Origin of the sequence: Klebsiella sp. EMBS2024, from assembly GCF_036233805.1 — a bacterium.
Lineage (GTDB): Bacteria > Pseudomonadota > Gammaproteobacteria > Enterobacterales > Enterobacteriaceae > Klebsiella > Klebsiella pneumoniae.
Map to the genome: position 1 here is coordinate 1,940,572 of NZ_JAZARW010000001.1, position 15,510 is coordinate 1,956,081.

Below are 15,510 nucleotides of genomic sequence, written 5' to 3' on the forward strand. Positions count from 1 at the left end.
GACGCCTTGCCCGGCCTACAAAAGGGTGATACCCGGTCATTGCGCAGCCAACGCGCTCCTGCGTAGGCAGCGCAAGCGCAGCGCCGCCGGGCAATCTATCAGGCTCCGCTCCCTATATTTCCGGGCGGCGGGTCAGGCAAACACCGCGAGTTACTGCTGTGCGGCAGGCGGCGCGGCGTTCTGTTTATCCTTCGCGATACTGTCCTGGATGGCTTTGGTTTTGCTCGCCGCTTCAGCCGAGAGCTGATTGGCGTCACCGATGGCGTTGTCTTTGATCTGACCCGCCTCTTTGACTATGCGGTCACTTTCCTGCTTTGCGTTCTGCTTCACCGCATCGGCCTGGGCTTTCGCCTGCTGGGCGATGGCGTCCGCCTTCTTGTCCGCCTCGGCCTTGATGGCGCTGGCCTGATCCTTCAGGCGATCGGCCTCGGCGTCAGCCTGGCTTTTCAGCGTATCGATTTGCTTATCCGCATCCTGTTTAATTGCCTGCGCTTTATCCGCCGCGGCATCCTTCATCTGCTCCGCATTATCTTTAGCCTTATCCAGTTTGTTATCAACTTTCGACGCATCGTCGCAGCCAAACAGGGTCAGGCAAAGGGCGGAAGCGAGTAGTGTTTTATTCCAGAGTTTCATCAGCATTCCCTTACAGGTTAAGTCGTTATCCAGCTTTGTGATTCGTTGCATTAATAGCATTCACATTTTATATATAAACGCTCAGCCGATAGAGTCAAGGCGACAGCGCCGATTGTCAGTCCAGGGTCGCTACCAGCCCCTGCAGCCAGTCGGCAAAGACCCGAACCTTATGCGAGAGATGCCGGTGCGGATAGAGCAGCGACAACGGTCGACGCGGCGCCGGAAAGTCCGGCAAAACTTCCACCAGTTGCCCGCTGTCGATATAAGGTTGCAAAAAGAAACGCATCCCCTGCAGCATCCCCAGCCCCGCCAGCCCGGCAGCAGTAAAGACTTCAGAGTTGTCCAGCACCAGTTTACCGGGAATGGCGATCTGCCTGATGCCCTCCGGGGTCTGGAATCGCCAGGGCATAATCTGCCGGCTGCTGCTGTTCACCCAGTTCACCGCCAGATGCGACTGCAGGTCCTCCAGCGTCGCGGGCGCCCCATAGCGCACCAGATAGCCCGGACTGGCGCAGGTGGTTAACGCCACCTCCCCCAGTGAACGCGCCACATAGTCGCCATCCTCAAGATCCCCCACCCGCAGCAGGCAATCCAGACCATCGCGCAGCATATCCCGGCGTACGTCGGAGCTGCTGAGGACAATCTCCACCTCCGGATGGGCCTGATAAAAATCCGGCAGATGCGGGATCACCAGCAGCCGGGCAAAGGCGATCGGCATATCAACGCGCAGCTGACCGCGGATCGGCCGGTCCGGCGCGAACGACTCCAGCAGATGGTCGGCCTGGGAGAGCAACGGTTTGCTGCGACGATAAAACTCTTCCCCCTCCGGCGTAAGATACAGACGCCGGGTGGTGCGCTGCAGCAGCCGGACCCCGCTCTCCTGCTCCAGCTGCTGCAGTGCTTTGGTCACCGCCGGTCGGTGGATCTGCAAATTTTCCGCCGCCTGGGCAAAGCTGCCGGCATCGACGATTTCAATAAAAATTTTAATATTTTCAAACAGATTCATTTGCATGATGGCCCGCCTCCCACCTCTTCATCAGTNCACATTATTACTAATTTAATAATAGTGATGAAAGTTTTTGCTCATTTTTTAAAACAATAAAGACGCCTACACTGCCCTCATTGCCGCATCGCTGGGGCGAAAAAATTTATAACTTATTAACATACAAGGGAAAATAGCATGCAACCTAACCGCGTCGCCCGCATTCTGGGTATTGAAAAACCGGTGGTCCAGGGGCCCCTCTCCTGGCTAACCGATGCTCGTCTGGTGGCGGCCGTCGGCAACGCCGGTGGGCTTGGCGTGCTGGGCCCGAACGCCGGACTGACGGCGACAACCGCCGTCTCCACCCCGGAGGCCACCGCCGAGAAAATGCGCGAAGAGATCCGCAAAACCAAACAGCTGACGGAGAAACCCTTTGGCGTCAACCTGATCCCGACGGCGGAAAATGACATCTGGACGCCGGCGATCCTCCCGGTGATCAAAGAGGAAGGGGTTAAGGTGGTGGTCTACACCGGCTACGGCGACGGTTCGTTAAAACCGGCGCTGTTCGACGAACTGAAAGCCGCCGGGATCACCATTATCTATCGTGACATCAACCCGACGCCGGAGAACAGCCGCCGCGCGGAGCAGGCCGGAGCGGATATTATTGTCGCCACCGGCTTTGACGAAGGCGGCACGCTGCCGGGTACCGCCCTCGGGACCTTCACCATCGTCCCGCTGATCGTCGACGCGGTACAGCGGGTTCCGGTGATGGCCGCCGGAGGGATCACCGACGCCCGGGGCGCGCGCGCCGTTCATGCCCTGGGGGCGGAGGGCGTCTTCGCCGGTTCGGTATTTATCAGCACCATCGAAAGCCGGGTTCCCGACTCGGTGAAAGCGAAAATTGTGGCCGCCAACGGTCTGGATCTGCGCCTGTTCCGTACCCTGCCGGACTACTACCGCGCGCTGCCCGGCAAACTGAGCGACACACTGGTAGCCATGGACCGGGCCGGCGCCTCAAAAGCCGAGCTGGCCCAGGCGATGGGCGGGCTGCGCGGGATGCGGCTGGGCATGCTGGAGGGGAATACTGATGAGGGATATATCTCGGTGGGCGCGGGGATCGGCAACATCCATGCCATCACCTCCGTCGCCGAGGTGGTCAACCAGCTGGCGGTGTAAAGCCGCCAGCCGGGGCACGGTAACCGCCGCGATCAGGCGTCGGCCACCTTCTCTACCGCCCGGGAGAAAGCGTCGATAGCCAGCCCGACGTCGGCGGCGGTGACCGACTCCGCCGGGTGATGGCTGACGCCCCCCAGGCAGCGCACAAACAGCATGGCCGATGGCCAGCGCTCGGCGATGGCGATAGCATCATGCCCTGCGCCGCTCGGCAGCGTCAGGGAACGCCCCTGCACCGCCACCACCGCCTCGCTCAGCACCGCCTGCAGGTGACTGTCGCAGGCGGTGGCGGCGATGCGATAATACTCCTCGGCGGCGAAACTCAGCTGGCGGCGCCCGGCAATGGCCTGCGCCTGCCCCAGCAGTTCCTCCAGCAGCGCCGTCAGCGGCGCATCCTGCGGGCCGCGAATATCCAGCGTCAACTGCACCTCGCCCGGTATCACGTTTACCGCGCCCGGCGCACAGCGCAGGGTGCCGACCGTCGCCACCAGGTTACCGCCGCGCTGGCGGGTCAGGTTTTCCACCTGCACCATCCATTCCGCCGCCGCGGCGAGGGCGTCCTTGCGATGAAGCATCGGCACCGTGCCGGCATGGCCAGCTTCGCCGGTAAAACGGCAGTTCAGCCGTCTGGCGCCGTTAATCGCCTCCACCACGCCGAGCGCCAGCCCCGCCTGCTCCAGGCACGGCCCCTGCTCGATATGCAGTTCCAGATAGGCGGCGATATCCCGCGGGTGACGGGCCGCGTGGGCGATCCGCGCCGGATCGAGTCCGGCATTCACCAGCGCCTGGGCGACGCTCACCCCGTCGGTATCGCACTGTGACAGCCAGCTTTCAGGCAAGGTGCCGGTGACGCCGCGACTGCCGAGCAGGGTGATGCCAAAGCGGGTGCCCTCTTCATCGCCAAAGCCGACGATCTCGATTGCCTTCGCCAGCCGTCGCCCCTGCTGNTGCAGACGCTGGACCACCTCAATCGCCGCCAGTACGCCGAGCATGCCGTCGTAGCGCCCGGCGTTGCGCACGGTGTCGAGATGAGAGCCCAGCAGCACCGCCGGCGCGCCCTCCTGCACGCCTTCATAGCGACCGCAGATATTACCGACGCTGTCCTGCCATACCATCATGCCGGCGGCCTGCATCCACTGGCCCACCAGCTGGTTGGCCTGCAGATGCTCGGGCGACAGATAGACCCGGGTCAGGGCGTCGGCGGTTTCGCTGAGGGCGGCCAGCTGGTCGGCGCGCGCCATCACCCGGCTGGCAGCCGCCTCTCTCTCCGCCTGCTGGCGGACGGTGTCACTCATAGGGTGGCCTCGGTGCGGTAGTGATCCCAGGCCGCCTGCATCGCCGCGCCCTGAGTAGTGGTGAACCTGAGGTAGTTCAGGACCGCTTCCAGCGCGCTGAGCGTCTGCATCACGCAGTCTTTACGCGCGTTATAACCCATGGTGCCAATGCGCCAGACTTTACCGTGCAGCGGACCAAACGAGGTGCCAATTTCAATGCCGAAATCTTCCAGCATCAGTTTGCGTACCTGATCGCCGTTGACCCCGTTGGGGATCACCACCCCCAGCACGTTATTCATTTTGTGCCGCAGGTCGCCAAAGGTCTCGAGCCCCATCGCCTGGATGCCCTTCAGCAGCGCATCGCCGTGCAGTTTGTGGCGGGCGATGCCGTTGTCGAGTCCCTCCTGGAGGATCAGGCGCGCGCACTCCCGGGCGGCGAACAGCGCCGAGGTCGCTTCGGTATGGTGGTTAAGGCGCTCCGGCCCCCAGTAATCCATCACCATGCCGAGATCGAAATAGTTGGAGTAGATCATCTCGTCGACGCCATCGTGATGGGCATCGGTGCGGATCCCCTGCTCAATGCAGCGGCGGCGGCGGATGACCTCTTCCATCCGCGGGCTGAGGGTGATGGGCGAGGTGCCGGAAGGACCGCCCAGGCACTTCTGCATCCCGGCGGACACGGCGTCCAGCTGCCAGGCGTCGGTTTCCAGCGGGTTACCGCCGAGCGACGCGGTGGCGTCGGTATAGAACAGCACATCGTGACGACGGCAAATCTCTCCCAGCTCCGCCAGCGGCTGCAGCATGGTGGTGGAGGTATCGCCCTGCACGGTGAGCAGCAGGCGCGGCCGCACGCGCTTGATCGCATCCTCAACCTGATCCGGTTTAAAGACCTCGCCCCACGGCACCTCGATGGTGTGCACTTCTGCCCGACAGCGACGCGCGATCTCGCACAGCAGATGACCAAACCGGCCGAACACCGGCACCAGCACCTTGTCACCGGGACGGATCGCCGACAGCAGAATCGCTTCGATCCCGGCGCGCGAGGTGCCGTCGACCAGCATCGTCCAGCGATTTTCGGTGCGAAACACGCCGCGGTAGAGCGCCATGACTTCATTCATGTAGTGGGTCATCGCCGGATCGTACTGGCCAACCAGCTGGCTCGACATGGCGCGCAGCACGCGCGGGTCGGCATTGATCGGCCCCGGCCCCATCAGCAGGCGCTGCGGCGGGTTGATTTGCGAAAACTGAGTGATATCCATCTGCCATTCCTTACGTTAGTTAAGACCGCGCACCGAGGAGATAAACTGTTTCAGTTCGCTGGTCTGCGGGCTGGCGAACAGCGTTTTGCTGTCGCCCTGCTCCCAGACGCGTCCCTGATGCATAAACACCACGCGGTCGCCCACTTCGCGGGCAAAATTCATTTCATGGGTGACGAGGATCAGCGTCATACCTTCCGCCGCCAGTTGCTCCAGCACCTTCAGCACTTCACCCACCAGTTCCGGGTCGAGTGCCGAGGTGATTTCGTCACAGAGTAAAACTTTCGGCGACATGGCCAGCGCCCGGGCAATGGCCACGCGCTGCTGTTGGCCGCCGGAGAGGTTGGCCGGGTAGTAATCCAGACGGTCGCCGAGCCCGACCTTCTCCAGCATCCGCTGCGCCAGCTCCCGGCATTCTGCCTGGGACTTCTTCAGCACCCGCCGCGGGGCCAGCATGACGTTCTCCAGCGCCGTCATGTGCGGAAAGAGATTAAAGTTCTGAAACACCATGCCGATGGAGCGGCTGATCTCCCGGGCCTGGGAATCGCGGTTGGTGATGGTCATGCCCCCGAGCTTGATGCTTCCCTCCTNGTAGCCCTCCAGACCATTGATACAGCGCAGCAGGGTGCTTTTACCCGAGCCGCTGCGGCCGATGATCGAGATCACTTCCCCCATGTCGATATCCAGATCGACGCCCTTCAGCACATGGTTGTCGCCGTAGTACTTCTGCATCTGATTAATGGTGATGAGAGGCATTGAATTTGTTCTCCAGATAGCGGCTGTAGCGGGACAGCGGATAGCACAGAATGAAATAGCCCAGCGCCACAAGGGCAAACACTTTAAATGGCTGATAAGTGACGTTGGTCAGCATCGTCCCTGCCTTGGTCAGCTCCACAAAGCCGATAATCGATGCCAGCGCCGTGCCTTTGATCACCTGTACGGCAAAGCCCACCGTCGGCGCGATGGCAATGCGCAGCGCCTGCGGCGCCACCACCCGGTACAGGGTCTGGCCGAAGCTCAGCCCGAGACAGCGCGAGGCTTCCCACTGGCCTTTCGGCAGCGCGCGAATGCTGCCGAACCAGATATCCAGCAGAAAGGCGCTGGTGTAGAGCGTCAGGGCGACCGAGGCGGCGGTCCACGCCGAGACGTCGACGCCGAACAGCGCCACGCCAAAGAATGCCAGAAATAGCTGCATCAGCAGCGGCGTGCCCTGGAACAGCTCAATATACCCACGGATCAGCCGTTTCACCTGGCGTCCGCCGGTGAGACGCAGCAGCAGTAACGGTAAGGTCACCAGCGCCCCGCCGGTGAACGCGACCAGCGACAGCAGCACCGTCCAGCGACCGGCCAGCAGCAGGTTGCGGATAATGTCCCAGTCAGTAAAAGTGGTCATCAGGCCTGTACCCCCAGCCATTTACGCCCCGCCGCCATCAGCAGCTGGCGCATCGCTATCGATAACGCTAAGTAGATCCCGGTGGTCACCAGATAGACCTCAAAGCTCAAAAATGTCCGCGACTGGATCAGGTTGGCGGCGAAGGTCAGCTCCTCATAGGAGACCTGCGACACCACTGACGAGCCGAGCATCACAATGATGCACTGGCTGACCAGCGCCGGATAAATCCGCTGCAGCGCCGGGGGCAGTACGACGCGAACGAAGGTTTGCGTCCGGCTAAGCCCGAGCACGCGACCAGCTTCCCACTGGCCCTTCGGCGTCACCTGGATGCCGGCGCGGACGATCTCGGTGCTATAGGCGCCGAGGTTGACCACCATCGCCAGCAGCGCCGCTTCACCGGCGGTCATCTTCAGTCCGAGGTTCGGTAAACCAAAGACGATAAAAAAGAGCTGCACCACAAACGGCGTATTACGGATGATTTCCACATATCCGCCCCATACCCGGCTGAGCATTCCCGGGCGACCGCTGCGGATCGCCGCCCCAAGGATGCCGATCGCCAGTCCGCCGATCGTCGCCAGCACCGTCAACTGCACCGTCACCCACAGACCGGCCAGCAGCTCCGGCCAGTGCGGCCAGAGCTCAGAGAAATGAAGTTGCTCCGTCATCCCCAGACCTTACGCGCCGAGGCTGGCAGGCAGTGGCGCTTTCAGCCACTTCTCAGACAGACCGTTGAGGGTGCCGTCCTTAATGCCCTGCTCGATGAGGGTATCCACTTTCGCCTTCAGCGCCGGTTCGTTCTTTTTCAGACCGATAAAGCACGGCGAGTCCTTCAGCATAAAGCTCGGGACCGGCGCTTTGTCGGCGTTCTGCCGGGAGATAGCCGCCACCACCAGGTTTCCGGTGGCGACATACTGCACCTGACCGGACAGGTAAGCCGACAGCGTAGTGTTATTGTCCTCGTAGCGCTTAATCTGCGCCGCCTGCGGCGCCACGCTGGTCAGCACCATATCTTCCACCGCCCCACGGGTCACGCCGATGCTTTTGCCGCTCAGCGCGGCCGCGTCCTTCAGCTCCGCCCCTTTCGGGCCAAACACCCCGAGGAAGAACGGGGCGTAGGCGCGGCTGAAGTCGATCACCTTCTCGCGCTCGGCGTTCTTGCCGAGGCTGGAGATCACCAGGTCCACCTTATCGGTCTGCAGATACGGCACGCGGTTGGCGCTGGTCACCGGGACCAGCTGCAGCTTGAGCTTCATCGATTTCGCCAGATAGCGCGCCATATCGATGTCATACCCCTGCGGCTGCAGGTCGGTACCCACCGAGCCGAACGGTGGAAAGTCCTGGGGTACGGCAATGCGGATGACGCCGCGTTTTTCAATATCCTGGAGCTGGTCAGCCTGCGCGGCAGAAACAGACGATAGGAGACAAGCGGCCCCGGCCAGCGCGATCAACAGTTTCTTCATGATGTTTACCNGTTACGTTAGCATGAAACAAAAGATTCTTTGAATCTGTTTTTGCAACTAATGTGCCAGATACAGACGAGGCGAGGGTTGGCGAGGAATTAAAACAAAAAGTGAGAAAGGACAAGCGTTAACGGAAAAGTGCTCAGAGAGCGGCGGCGCCATCACGTGGTTTTTATTGCACCATAATAATGCACAGCACCACGCTGGCGCCCCATCAGCGTTGTTCCAGCTCGTCCAGCTGCTGGTAAAGCGTGGCGATATCGTGGATGCGCGGACGACCGCTGTCGAGCGTTTCATGGAGAAAGGCATTGGCCAGCAGATTAATCAGGCTGTTGACCGAGGCATAGCTATCGTAGGCGGAGACGCTGTCCAGCGGCGCGCAGAGCTGCCAGCGGGAGAGCGGAAACAGGCTGTGGGCCTGCGGCTCGCACATTAACAGGACCGGCACCCCGTCGCGCTGCAGCTGCTGCAGCAGCGGGCGTACTATTCGCGGCCGGCGGCGAAACGCCATCATTACCACCAGATCATCGGCGGTCAGATCGACAAGCTCTTCGCTGAGACTCTGACCCGGCTGGGGCAGCACCAGCACCTGGCCGCGGGCCTGCAGCAGCTGCTGGCGCAGATGCAGCGCCGCCGGATAGGCGTTGCGCATGCCAATCACCACAATGCGGCGGGCGGCCACCATCGCCGTCAGCGTCTCAGCGAACTGGCGGGCGTCGAGGGCGTTGACCCACTGGGTGAGGTTTGCCATCTCCTGCTTATAATGGCGCGCCAGCAGCGTGTTACCCTGCACCGCGTCGCGCTGGTCGGTGAGCGGCATCCCGCTCTGACGCAGAGTGCGCAGTTCATCGCGCATATCCTTATATTTGTCGTAACCGAGGCGCTTAAACAGCCGGCTGACGGTGGCTTTCGACACGCCGCTCAGCTGCGCCAGCTCGGCGCTATTGTAGCTTATCAGGTCGTCAAAGTGGTCAAAGATGAAATCCGCCACCCGCTGCTCCTGCGGCGACAGCGAGGCGTATTGCCCTTTCAGTCGTTCATCGAGTTGTTGCATAGCGCCCCTGTAACTTTCGTTTCATCATCTATTCCTCATCATACTGTATCTGCTATGCCTTACACATAGCGTGCCAGTGGGAAAATTCTGGTCATCGTTTTTATCAATGAAACGAAACGTTCAGAGATGGAACAGCTTTTGCAGTGTTCTGCGGGTGATTCGTTCAGAAAGGATAATTTATGCACAGTAGCAACGTTTCGACCCACGGCATGGCGGTGGCCCCCCACCACCTCGCCAGTCAGAGCGCGCTGGCGATCCTGCGCGAGGGCGGCAGCGCCATTGAAGCGATGGTGGCTGCCGCGGCGGCCATCGCCGTCGTCTATCCCCATATGAATGGCCTCGGCGGCGATGGCTTCTGGCTGATCGTGCCGCCTGAGGGAGACCCCATCGCCATTGACGCCAGCGGGGCCGCCGGATCGCTGGCGACCCTCGAGGCCTACGCCGGACAGCGGCATATTCCCCACCGGGGACCGCAGGCCGCGCTGACCGTCGCCGGCACCGTCAGCGGCTGGGACGAGGCGCTGCGTATTTCACGCGACTTAACCGGCCGCGCGCTGCCGGTGGCCCGCCTGTTGGCCGATGCGATCGGCTATGCCGAAGACGGCATTCCGGTCACTGCCTCGCAGGCCCACGCCACCGCCAGCAAACTGGAAGAGCTGCGCCATCAGCCGGGCTTCAGCGAAACCTGGCTGGTAGCGGGCGAGGCCCCGCGGCCCGGCAGCCGCTTCCGCCAGCCCGCCCTCGCCGGTACCCTGCGCATGCTGGCCAGCGACGGTCTCGACAGCTTTTATCGCGGGCCGCTGGCCGAGCGTCTCGCGCAGGGTATGGCCGCGCTGGGGATGCCTGTCACCCTCCGCGACCTGCAGACCCACCGCGCCCGGCGTCCGGCGCCGCTGACGCTCCAGCACCAGCAGGGCACGCTATGGAATCTTGCGCCGCCGACGCAGGGACTGGTGTCGCTGGCGATCCTTGGCATCACCGACCGCCTGAACATGGCCGATGCCGACGACGCGCAAACGGTGCACCGTATTGTCGAAGCCACCAAGCGGGCATTTGCCCTGCGCGATGCGCATATCACCGATCCACGCCATCTGGATGTGGATGTACAGGCGTTGCTCACCCCGGAAGCCCTGCAGCCGCTGGCCGACAGCATCGACGACGCCAGCGCTTCCCCCTGGGGCCGCGGCAAAGGCCCGGGCGATACCGTCTGGATGGGCGTCGTGGATGACAGCGGACTGGCAGTGTCATTTATTCAGAGTATCTATCACGAGTTCGGCAGCGGCGTGGTACTCCCGGACACCGGGATCGTCTGGCAAAACCGCGGGGCGGCCTTCAGCCTCGATCCGCAGCATCTCCTGGCGCTGGCCCCTGGCAAACAGCCATTCCATACCCTCAACCCTGCCGCCGCCCGCCTGAACGATGGCCGGGTGATGGTCTATGGCTCGATGGGCGGCGACGGTCAGCCGCAAACTCAGGCGGCGCTGTTTACCCGCTATATCCTGCAGGGGGTGTCGCTGCAGGAGAGCATCTCCCGTCCGCGCTGGCTGCTGGGCCGCACCTGGGGCCAGTCCTCCGACTCACTGAAGCTGGAGGGACGCTTTGCCCCCGCCTGTATCGCGCGCCTGCGCGAGCTGGGGCATGACGTAGAAGTGCTGGCCGATTTCAGCGAAGCGATGGGCCACGCCGGCGCCATTGTCCGCCATCCCAACGGTCTGCTTGAAGGGGCGACCGATCCACGCAGCAACGGCGCCGCCGCCGGGTACTAAGGAGCAGACCATGACCACACAGCCAGACTGGAGCGAGTATCTGACGCAGATGACTCACCTGTTGGATATGGAGCTGGATGCGCCGCGTCGTGAAGAGCTGGAGCGCCAGTTTGCACGCATCGCCGCCATGGCGCAGCCGCTGATGGACTATCCCCTCGGGCCGCGCGAGGAGATTGCGGGGGTGTATAAAGCATGACTCTTCATCACTTCACTATCGCCGATCTCCAGCGTGCGCTGCACGAGGGCGAACTGAGCGCCCGGGAGATCGCCCGCCAGACGCTGGACGATATCGCCCGCGTGAATCCGCAGATCAACGCCTGGACCGAGGTCACCGCCCAGCGCATGCTGGCGGAGGCCGACAGCATCGACGCCCTGCGCCGGGAAAAGCGCCCCCTGCCGCCGCTGGCAGGGATTCCTTACGCAGTGAAAAATCTGTTTGATGTCGCCGGGCATACCACCCTNGCCGGCGCCGAACTGCTGAGCGACCGGCCGCCAGCGACCAGCGACAGCTGGGCGGTGCGCCAGCTGCACAGCGCCGGCGCCCTGCTCAGCGGGATGCTCAATATGGACGCCTACGCCTACGGCTTTACCACCGAAAACAGCCACTATGGCGCGACGCGCAACCCGCACGATCTGTCGCGGATCGCCGGCGGTTCTTCCGGCGGTTCGGCCGCGGCGGTGGCGGCCGGGCTGGTTCATTTCAGCCTCGGCAGCGACACCAACGGCTCGATCCGCGTCCCCGCGTCACTGTGCGGGATCTTTGGCCTGAAACCCACTTTCGGTCGCCTCTCGCGCTCTGGCAGCCATCCGTTTGTCGCCAGTCTGGATCATATTGGTCCTTTTGCCCGCCGGGTGGCCGACCTCGCCGCGGTGTATGACGCCCTGCAGGGGCGCGACCCGGCCGATGACTTTCAGGCTGATAAAGCCAGCGAGCGCACCGGCAACCTGCTGGAGCGCGGACTGGAGGGGCTGCGCTGCGCGCGGCTGGGCGGCTATTTCACCACCTGGTGCGATGACGACGCCCGGGCGGCCGTGGATCGGGTCGCCCACGCGCTGAGCGCCGACAGCGAGCTGCAGTTCGCGGATGCCGCCCTGGCCCGCTCGGCGGCCTTTATCATCAGCGCCAGCGAAGGCGGCAATCAGTACCTGGCGGATCTTCACCACTCGCCCGAGCGCTTTGAACCTCACTCCCGCGAGCGGCTGCTGGCCGGCGCGATGATCCCCTCCGCGTGGTATCTGCAGGCTCAGCGTTTTCGCCGTCATGCTCGCCAGGCAATGAAATCCCTGTTCAGCCAGGCCGACGTGCTGATCGCCCCGGCCACCCCATGCAGCGCCACGCCAATAGGCGCGGAGGAGATGGTGATTAACGGCCAGCCGCTGCCGGTGCGCGCCAGCATGGGAATGCTGACCCAGCCGATCTCCTTCCTCGGGCTGCCGGTGGTGACCGTGCCCCTGCGTACCGCCAGCGGTAAGCCGATTGGCCTGCAGCTGATTGCCGCGCCGTTTAACGAACAAGCCTGTCTTCGCGCCGCGCGGGCGCTGGAAGCGATGGGCATTACCGATGCCCGAGTGGCGGAGAGTGCAGCATGATCAATCTGGATAATGTAGACCGCCCGGCGATCCTCGCCGAGGTGACGGCGGCGTTTTATCAGTATGAAGAGGCGCTGGTCAGCAATAACATCGAGGCGCTGGATGCGCTATTCTGGCACGACCCGCGCACCGTACGGCTGGGAGCCGGCGAAAATCTGTATGGCATCGAGGCGATCCGCGCCTTTCGCGCCGCCCGCCCCGCCGCCGGTCTGGCCCGCGATCTGCGCCATACCACCATTACCACCTTTGGCGCGGATATGGCGGTGTGCAGCACCGAGTTCACCCGCGAAGGCAGCGCGCGCCTGGGCCGCCAGCAGCAGACCTGGGTACGCTTCCCCTACGGCTGGCGGATTGTCGCCGCCCAGGTCAGTCTGATGGACTGAGTAGAGTATACGGGAGCGGACCGGAGACTAAGGTATCCACCGGCCCGCTTCCGGTCCGGTAACATGCTATTTGGAGTCGAATATCATGGTGTTCATCAGAGCTGCGGAAGCAAAAGATATCCCCTCGCTGCAAACGCTATTTCTGCAGCTGGGCTATCAGACGGAGACGGCGATCTTAGCGCAACGCATCACTGCCCCGCAGAGCATGATGAGTGCGCTGGTGGCGGAAACAGAAAACGCCGTGTGTGGCGTAATCGTTATCAATTTTATTTTACCGGTACATGAGAACCGTTTATGGGCATTAATTTCCGCGCTGGTCATCGAGGAATCGTCACGTGGATCAGGGATAGGCCAGCAGCTTCTCCAGGCCGCAGAGCGCCTCGCCCGTGATAAACAATGCGCTCAGATCGAGCTTTCAAGTAGTGAAAAAAGAATCAGAGCGCATCAATTTTATGAAAATAACGGCTACAAGGAGGTTCGCAAACGCTTCGTTAAACATTTGTCTTAACCGCCTGCGCGCGAGGGCTTTCCCCGGATGACCGTAACTATATTTTGCCCAGCAGGATATTTAACATGCGGCGCAGGGGCTCCGCAGCGCCCCACAATAGCTGATCGCCAACCGTTAACACCGAGTAGACTGGGTCATTATTTAGCGACATTTTCTTGTAGCGGCCAATACCTACCTGCAGCGAACCACTAATAGCAGCCGGGGTCAATTTACTGACACTCTCTTGCTTATTATTGCGGACATAGTTTACCCACGGATGGGAATGGGTGACTAACCCAGCAAATTCTGCTTCGCTGACCTCACGTTTAAGTTTCAGCGTAATCGCCGCGCTGTGACAGCGGATCACCCCGACCCGAATGCATAAACCATTGACCGGGATGGTACCCGGCGCAAGGCCAAGAATTTTATTAGTTTCCGCCTCGCCCTTCCATTCTTCGCGGCTGTTTCCATCGCCCAGATCGCTGTCGATCCACGGAATGATGCTGCCCATGAGGGGGACGCCAAAATTCTCCACCGGCATGCCCGCGCTGTTAATCAACTCACTCACTTTATTTACCAATGGCAGCACGGAACCTGATGATGTCAGTTCATCAGCGGATAAATGCTGACTGATATAAGCGCTTTGTGCGATTAATTCCCGCACCTGTTTGGCGCCCGCCCCGGAGGCAGACTGGTAGGTCATCACGCTCATCCATTCAATCAGGTCAGCCTTGATCAGCCCGGCCAGCCCCATCAGGCTCAGTGTGATGGAGCAGTTGCCGCCGACAAACAGTTTCAATCCCGCTTTTACCGCGCGATCGATATTATCGCGGTTGACCGGGTCGAGAATAATGCAGGCGTTCTCATCCATCCGCAGCGCCGAAGCGGCGTCAATCCAGTAACCTTGCCAGCCATGGTTAATTAACGCCGGATAGATGGCTTTGGTATAATCCCCGCCCTGACAGGTGATGATGATATCCATTTCGGCGAGGGCGCTAAGGGAATTCGCATCTTTCAGTTTGTCGCTTTTACCATTAATAACCGGGCCCACGCCGCCCGCACTGGAGGTGCTAAAAAAATGCGCTGAAATACCGTCAAAATCATTTTCTTCGATCATTCTTTGCAGTAATACAGAGCCCACCATCCCTCGCCAACCAACAATACCCACCTGCTTCATTTATTTAACCTTTATAAGTTATGAGAATGTTAATTTGAGTGTCGCCATACCTTATATCGTATCCCCCAATAAAGGTCATTACCCAGCACATCGATTTTTATCATTATTAAAATGTTTCATCTGCCATCAGCGATATTTATCTCTTATTACGGTCAAGCAGATATAAGGCGGCGGCGACTGTCCAGTTTTCGGCATTCAAAGGTGAAACGGCGTAGCGAAACGGCAGCAGCTTCTTCTCCGGGTACCATGAAGAGTAACTTGCATTTTGATAGTGACTATGTCAATTTGCTGGCAAAAGCCACCTGCTACCTGGACCTCCCATGAAAAATGAACCGCTTTGCCGCGCTCCCTGCCCCATCGCCCGCAGCCTGGGCCGCATCGGCGACAGCTGGAGCATCATGATCCTGCGCGACGCCTTTGCGGGCTTTACCCGCTTCGACGAATTTCAGAAAAGCAGCAACGTCGCGCCCAATATTCTGTCGCGCCGCCTGAAGGCGCTGGTCGACGACGGCCTGCTGGAGAAGGTGTGCTACAGCAGCACCCCGCCGCGCTACGAATACCACCTCACGCCGCGCGGCCGCGATTTCCGCATGGTGCTGCTGGCGCTGGCGGAATGGGGTAATCGCCACTTCGCCCCCGAAGGGCGTCAGATGCAGCTGGTGGAAATGGCAACCCAGCGCCACGTGGAGCCAGTCATGGTGGATAAAGCGACTGGGGAAGAGATTATCCCGGGTAAATACGCCATGGTGCCGGGCCCCGCCGCCTCGCCGCTGATGAAATATCGTCATGAATATCTGCTGCGCAAACGCGAAGGCGATAGCGGGCAAAAATTCCAGCCTGAACCTTACAGAGATGCCAGCAATGAATCCGGCCAGTAAGAAA

General features: G+C 61.3%; 18 protein-coding genes. 8 read left to right on the forward strand and 10 right to left on the reverse strand.

What is annotated here, in order from left to right; all coding sequences use genetic code 11:
* Positions 1–150: 150 nt before the first annotated feature.
* Positions 151–684, reverse strand: coding sequence for a hypothetical protein (locus VZP09_RS08750; protein WP_004179939.1), 534 nt, complete (start codon positions 682–684; stop codon positions 151–153).
* Positions 685–748: 64 nt separating this feature from the next.
* A complete protein-coding gene (locus VZP09_RS08755; protein WP_162869789.1) occupies positions 749–1,639 on the reverse strand; it encodes a LysR family transcriptional regulator in 891 nt (296 codons plus the stop codon).
* A gap of 174 nt (positions 1,640–1,813) precedes the next feature.
* Here VZP09_RS08755 and VZP09_RS08760 point away from each other — a divergent pair, with 174 nt between their 5' ends.
* On the forward strand, positions 1,814–2,791 hold the full coding sequence (locus tag VZP09_RS08760; protein WP_004148416.1) for an NAD(P)H-dependent flavin oxidoreductase: 978 nt from the start codon (positions 1,814–1,816) through the stop codon (positions 2,789–2,791).
* 32 nt (positions 2,792–2,823) lie between these two features.
* Here the strand turns inward: VZP09_RS08760 and hpxK are convergent, their stop codons facing one another.
* The 7 genes from hpxK to hpxU form a co-directional block, all read right to left on the reverse strand.
* Positions 2,824–4,083, reverse strand: coding sequence for an allantoate amidohydrolase (gene hpxK, locus VZP09_RS08765; protein WP_328795050.1), 1,260 nt, complete (start codon positions 4,081–4,083; stop codon positions 2,824–2,826).
* Positions 4,080–5,321 carry a pyridoxal-phosphate-dependent aminotransferase family protein gene (locus tag VZP09_RS08770; RefSeq protein ID WP_009485799.1) on the reverse strand — a complete coding sequence of 414 codons (1,242 nt, stop codon included), beginning with the start codon at positions 5,319–5,321 and terminating at the stop codon, positions 4,080–4,082. The genes hpxK and VZP09_RS08770 overlap by 4 nt, the downstream gene beginning before the upstream one ends.
* Before the next feature lie 15 nt (positions 5,322–5,336).
* Positions 5,337–6,074, reverse strand: a complete 738-nt coding sequence (locus VZP09_RS08775) for an amino acid ABC transporter ATP-binding protein (protein ID WP_328795051.1) — start codon at positions 6,072–6,074, stop codon at positions 5,337–5,339.
* Complete coding sequence (locus VZP09_RS08780; protein ID WP_004176118.1) at positions 6,055–6,711, reverse strand: amino acid ABC transporter permease; 657 nt, start codon at positions 6,709–6,711, stop codon at positions 6,055–6,057. The genes VZP09_RS08775 and VZP09_RS08780 overlap by 20 nt, the downstream gene beginning before the upstream one ends.
* Positions 6,711–7,376, reverse strand: a complete 666-nt coding sequence (locus VZP09_RS08785) for an amino acid ABC transporter permease (RefSeq protein WP_004176117.1) — start codon at positions 7,374–7,376, stop codon at positions 6,711–6,713. Before VZP09_RS08785 ends, VZP09_RS08780 begins: the two co-directional genes overlap by 1 nt.
* A 9-nt stretch (positions 7,377–7,385) precedes the next feature.
* Positions 7,386–8,171, reverse strand: coding sequence for a transporter substrate-binding domain-containing protein (locus VZP09_RS08790; RefSeq protein WP_004143665.1), 786 nt, complete (start codon positions 8,169–8,171; stop codon positions 7,386–7,388).
* Between the two features lie 214 nt (positions 8,172–8,385).
* Positions 8,386–9,225, reverse strand: a complete 840-nt coding sequence (hpxU, locus tag VZP09_RS08795) for a MurR/RpiR family transcriptional regulator HpxU (RefSeq protein WP_032412266.1) — start codon at positions 9,223–9,225, stop codon at positions 8,386–8,388.
* A gap of 179 nt (positions 9,226–9,404) precedes the next feature.
* Here hpxU and hpxW point away from each other — a divergent pair, with 179 nt between their 5' ends.
* The 5 genes from hpxW to VZP09_RS08820 all read left to right on the forward strand — a co-directional run bounded on the left by hpxW (position 9,405) and on the right by VZP09_RS08820 (position 13,472).
* Positions 9,405–10,991 (forward strand): oxamate amidohydrolase, encoded by a 1,587-nt coding sequence (gene hpxW, locus VZP09_RS08800; protein WP_032414956.1) that lies wholly within the window; start codon positions 9,405–9,407, stop codon positions 10,989–10,991.
* Positions 10,992–11,001: 10 nt separating this feature from the next.
* Complete coding sequence (gene hpxX, locus VZP09_RS08805) at positions 11,002–11,187, forward strand: oxalurate catabolism protein HpxX (RefSeq protein WP_004179955.1); 186 nt, start codon at positions 11,002–11,004, stop codon at positions 11,185–11,187.
* On the forward strand, positions 11,184–12,581 hold the full coding sequence (locus VZP09_RS08810) for an AtzE family amidohydrolase (protein WP_032414957.1): 1,398 nt from the start codon (positions 11,184–11,186) through the stop codon (positions 12,579–12,581). Before hpxX ends, VZP09_RS08810 begins: the two co-directional genes overlap by 4 nt.
* Positions 12,578–12,964: an oxalurate catabolism protein HpxZ gene (gene hpxZ, locus VZP09_RS08815; protein ID WP_002905421.1), complete on the forward strand. Its 387-nt coding sequence runs from the start codon at positions 12,578–12,580 to the stop codon at positions 12,962–12,964. The genes VZP09_RS08810 and hpxZ overlap by 4 nt, the downstream gene beginning before the upstream one ends.
* Before the next feature lie 85 nt (positions 12,965–13,049).
* The gene (locus VZP09_RS08820) at positions 13,050–13,472 is read left to right on the forward strand and encodes a GNAT family N-acetyltransferase (RefSeq protein ID WP_004176111.1); all 423 of its coding nucleotides are present in this window, start codon (positions 13,050–13,052) and stop codon (positions 13,470–13,472) included.
* Positions 13,473–13,509: 37 nt separating this feature from the next.
* Here the strand turns inward: VZP09_RS08820 and asd are convergent, their stop codons facing one another.
* Complete coding sequence (gene asd, locus VZP09_RS08825) at positions 13,510–14,628, reverse strand: aspartate-semialdehyde dehydrogenase (protein ID WP_048331855.1); 1,119 nt, start codon at positions 14,626–14,628, stop codon at positions 13,510–13,512.
* A 201-nt stretch (positions 14,629–14,829) separates the two neighbouring features.
* Here asd and VZP09_RS08830 point away from each other — a divergent pair, with 201 nt between their 5' ends.
* Entirely contained in the window at positions 14,830–14,952 is a 123-nt protein-coding gene (locus VZP09_RS08830) for a hypothetical protein (RefSeq protein ID WP_032414960.1), read from the forward strand.
* Positions 14,949–15,506: a winged helix-turn-helix transcriptional regulator gene (locus tag VZP09_RS08835; protein WP_048331856.1), complete on the forward strand. Its 558-nt coding sequence runs from the start codon at positions 14,949–14,951 to the stop codon at positions 15,504–15,506. The genes VZP09_RS08830 and VZP09_RS08835 overlap by 4 nt, the downstream gene beginning before the upstream one ends.
* The last annotated feature ends 4 nt before the right edge of the window (positions 15,507–15,510 follow it).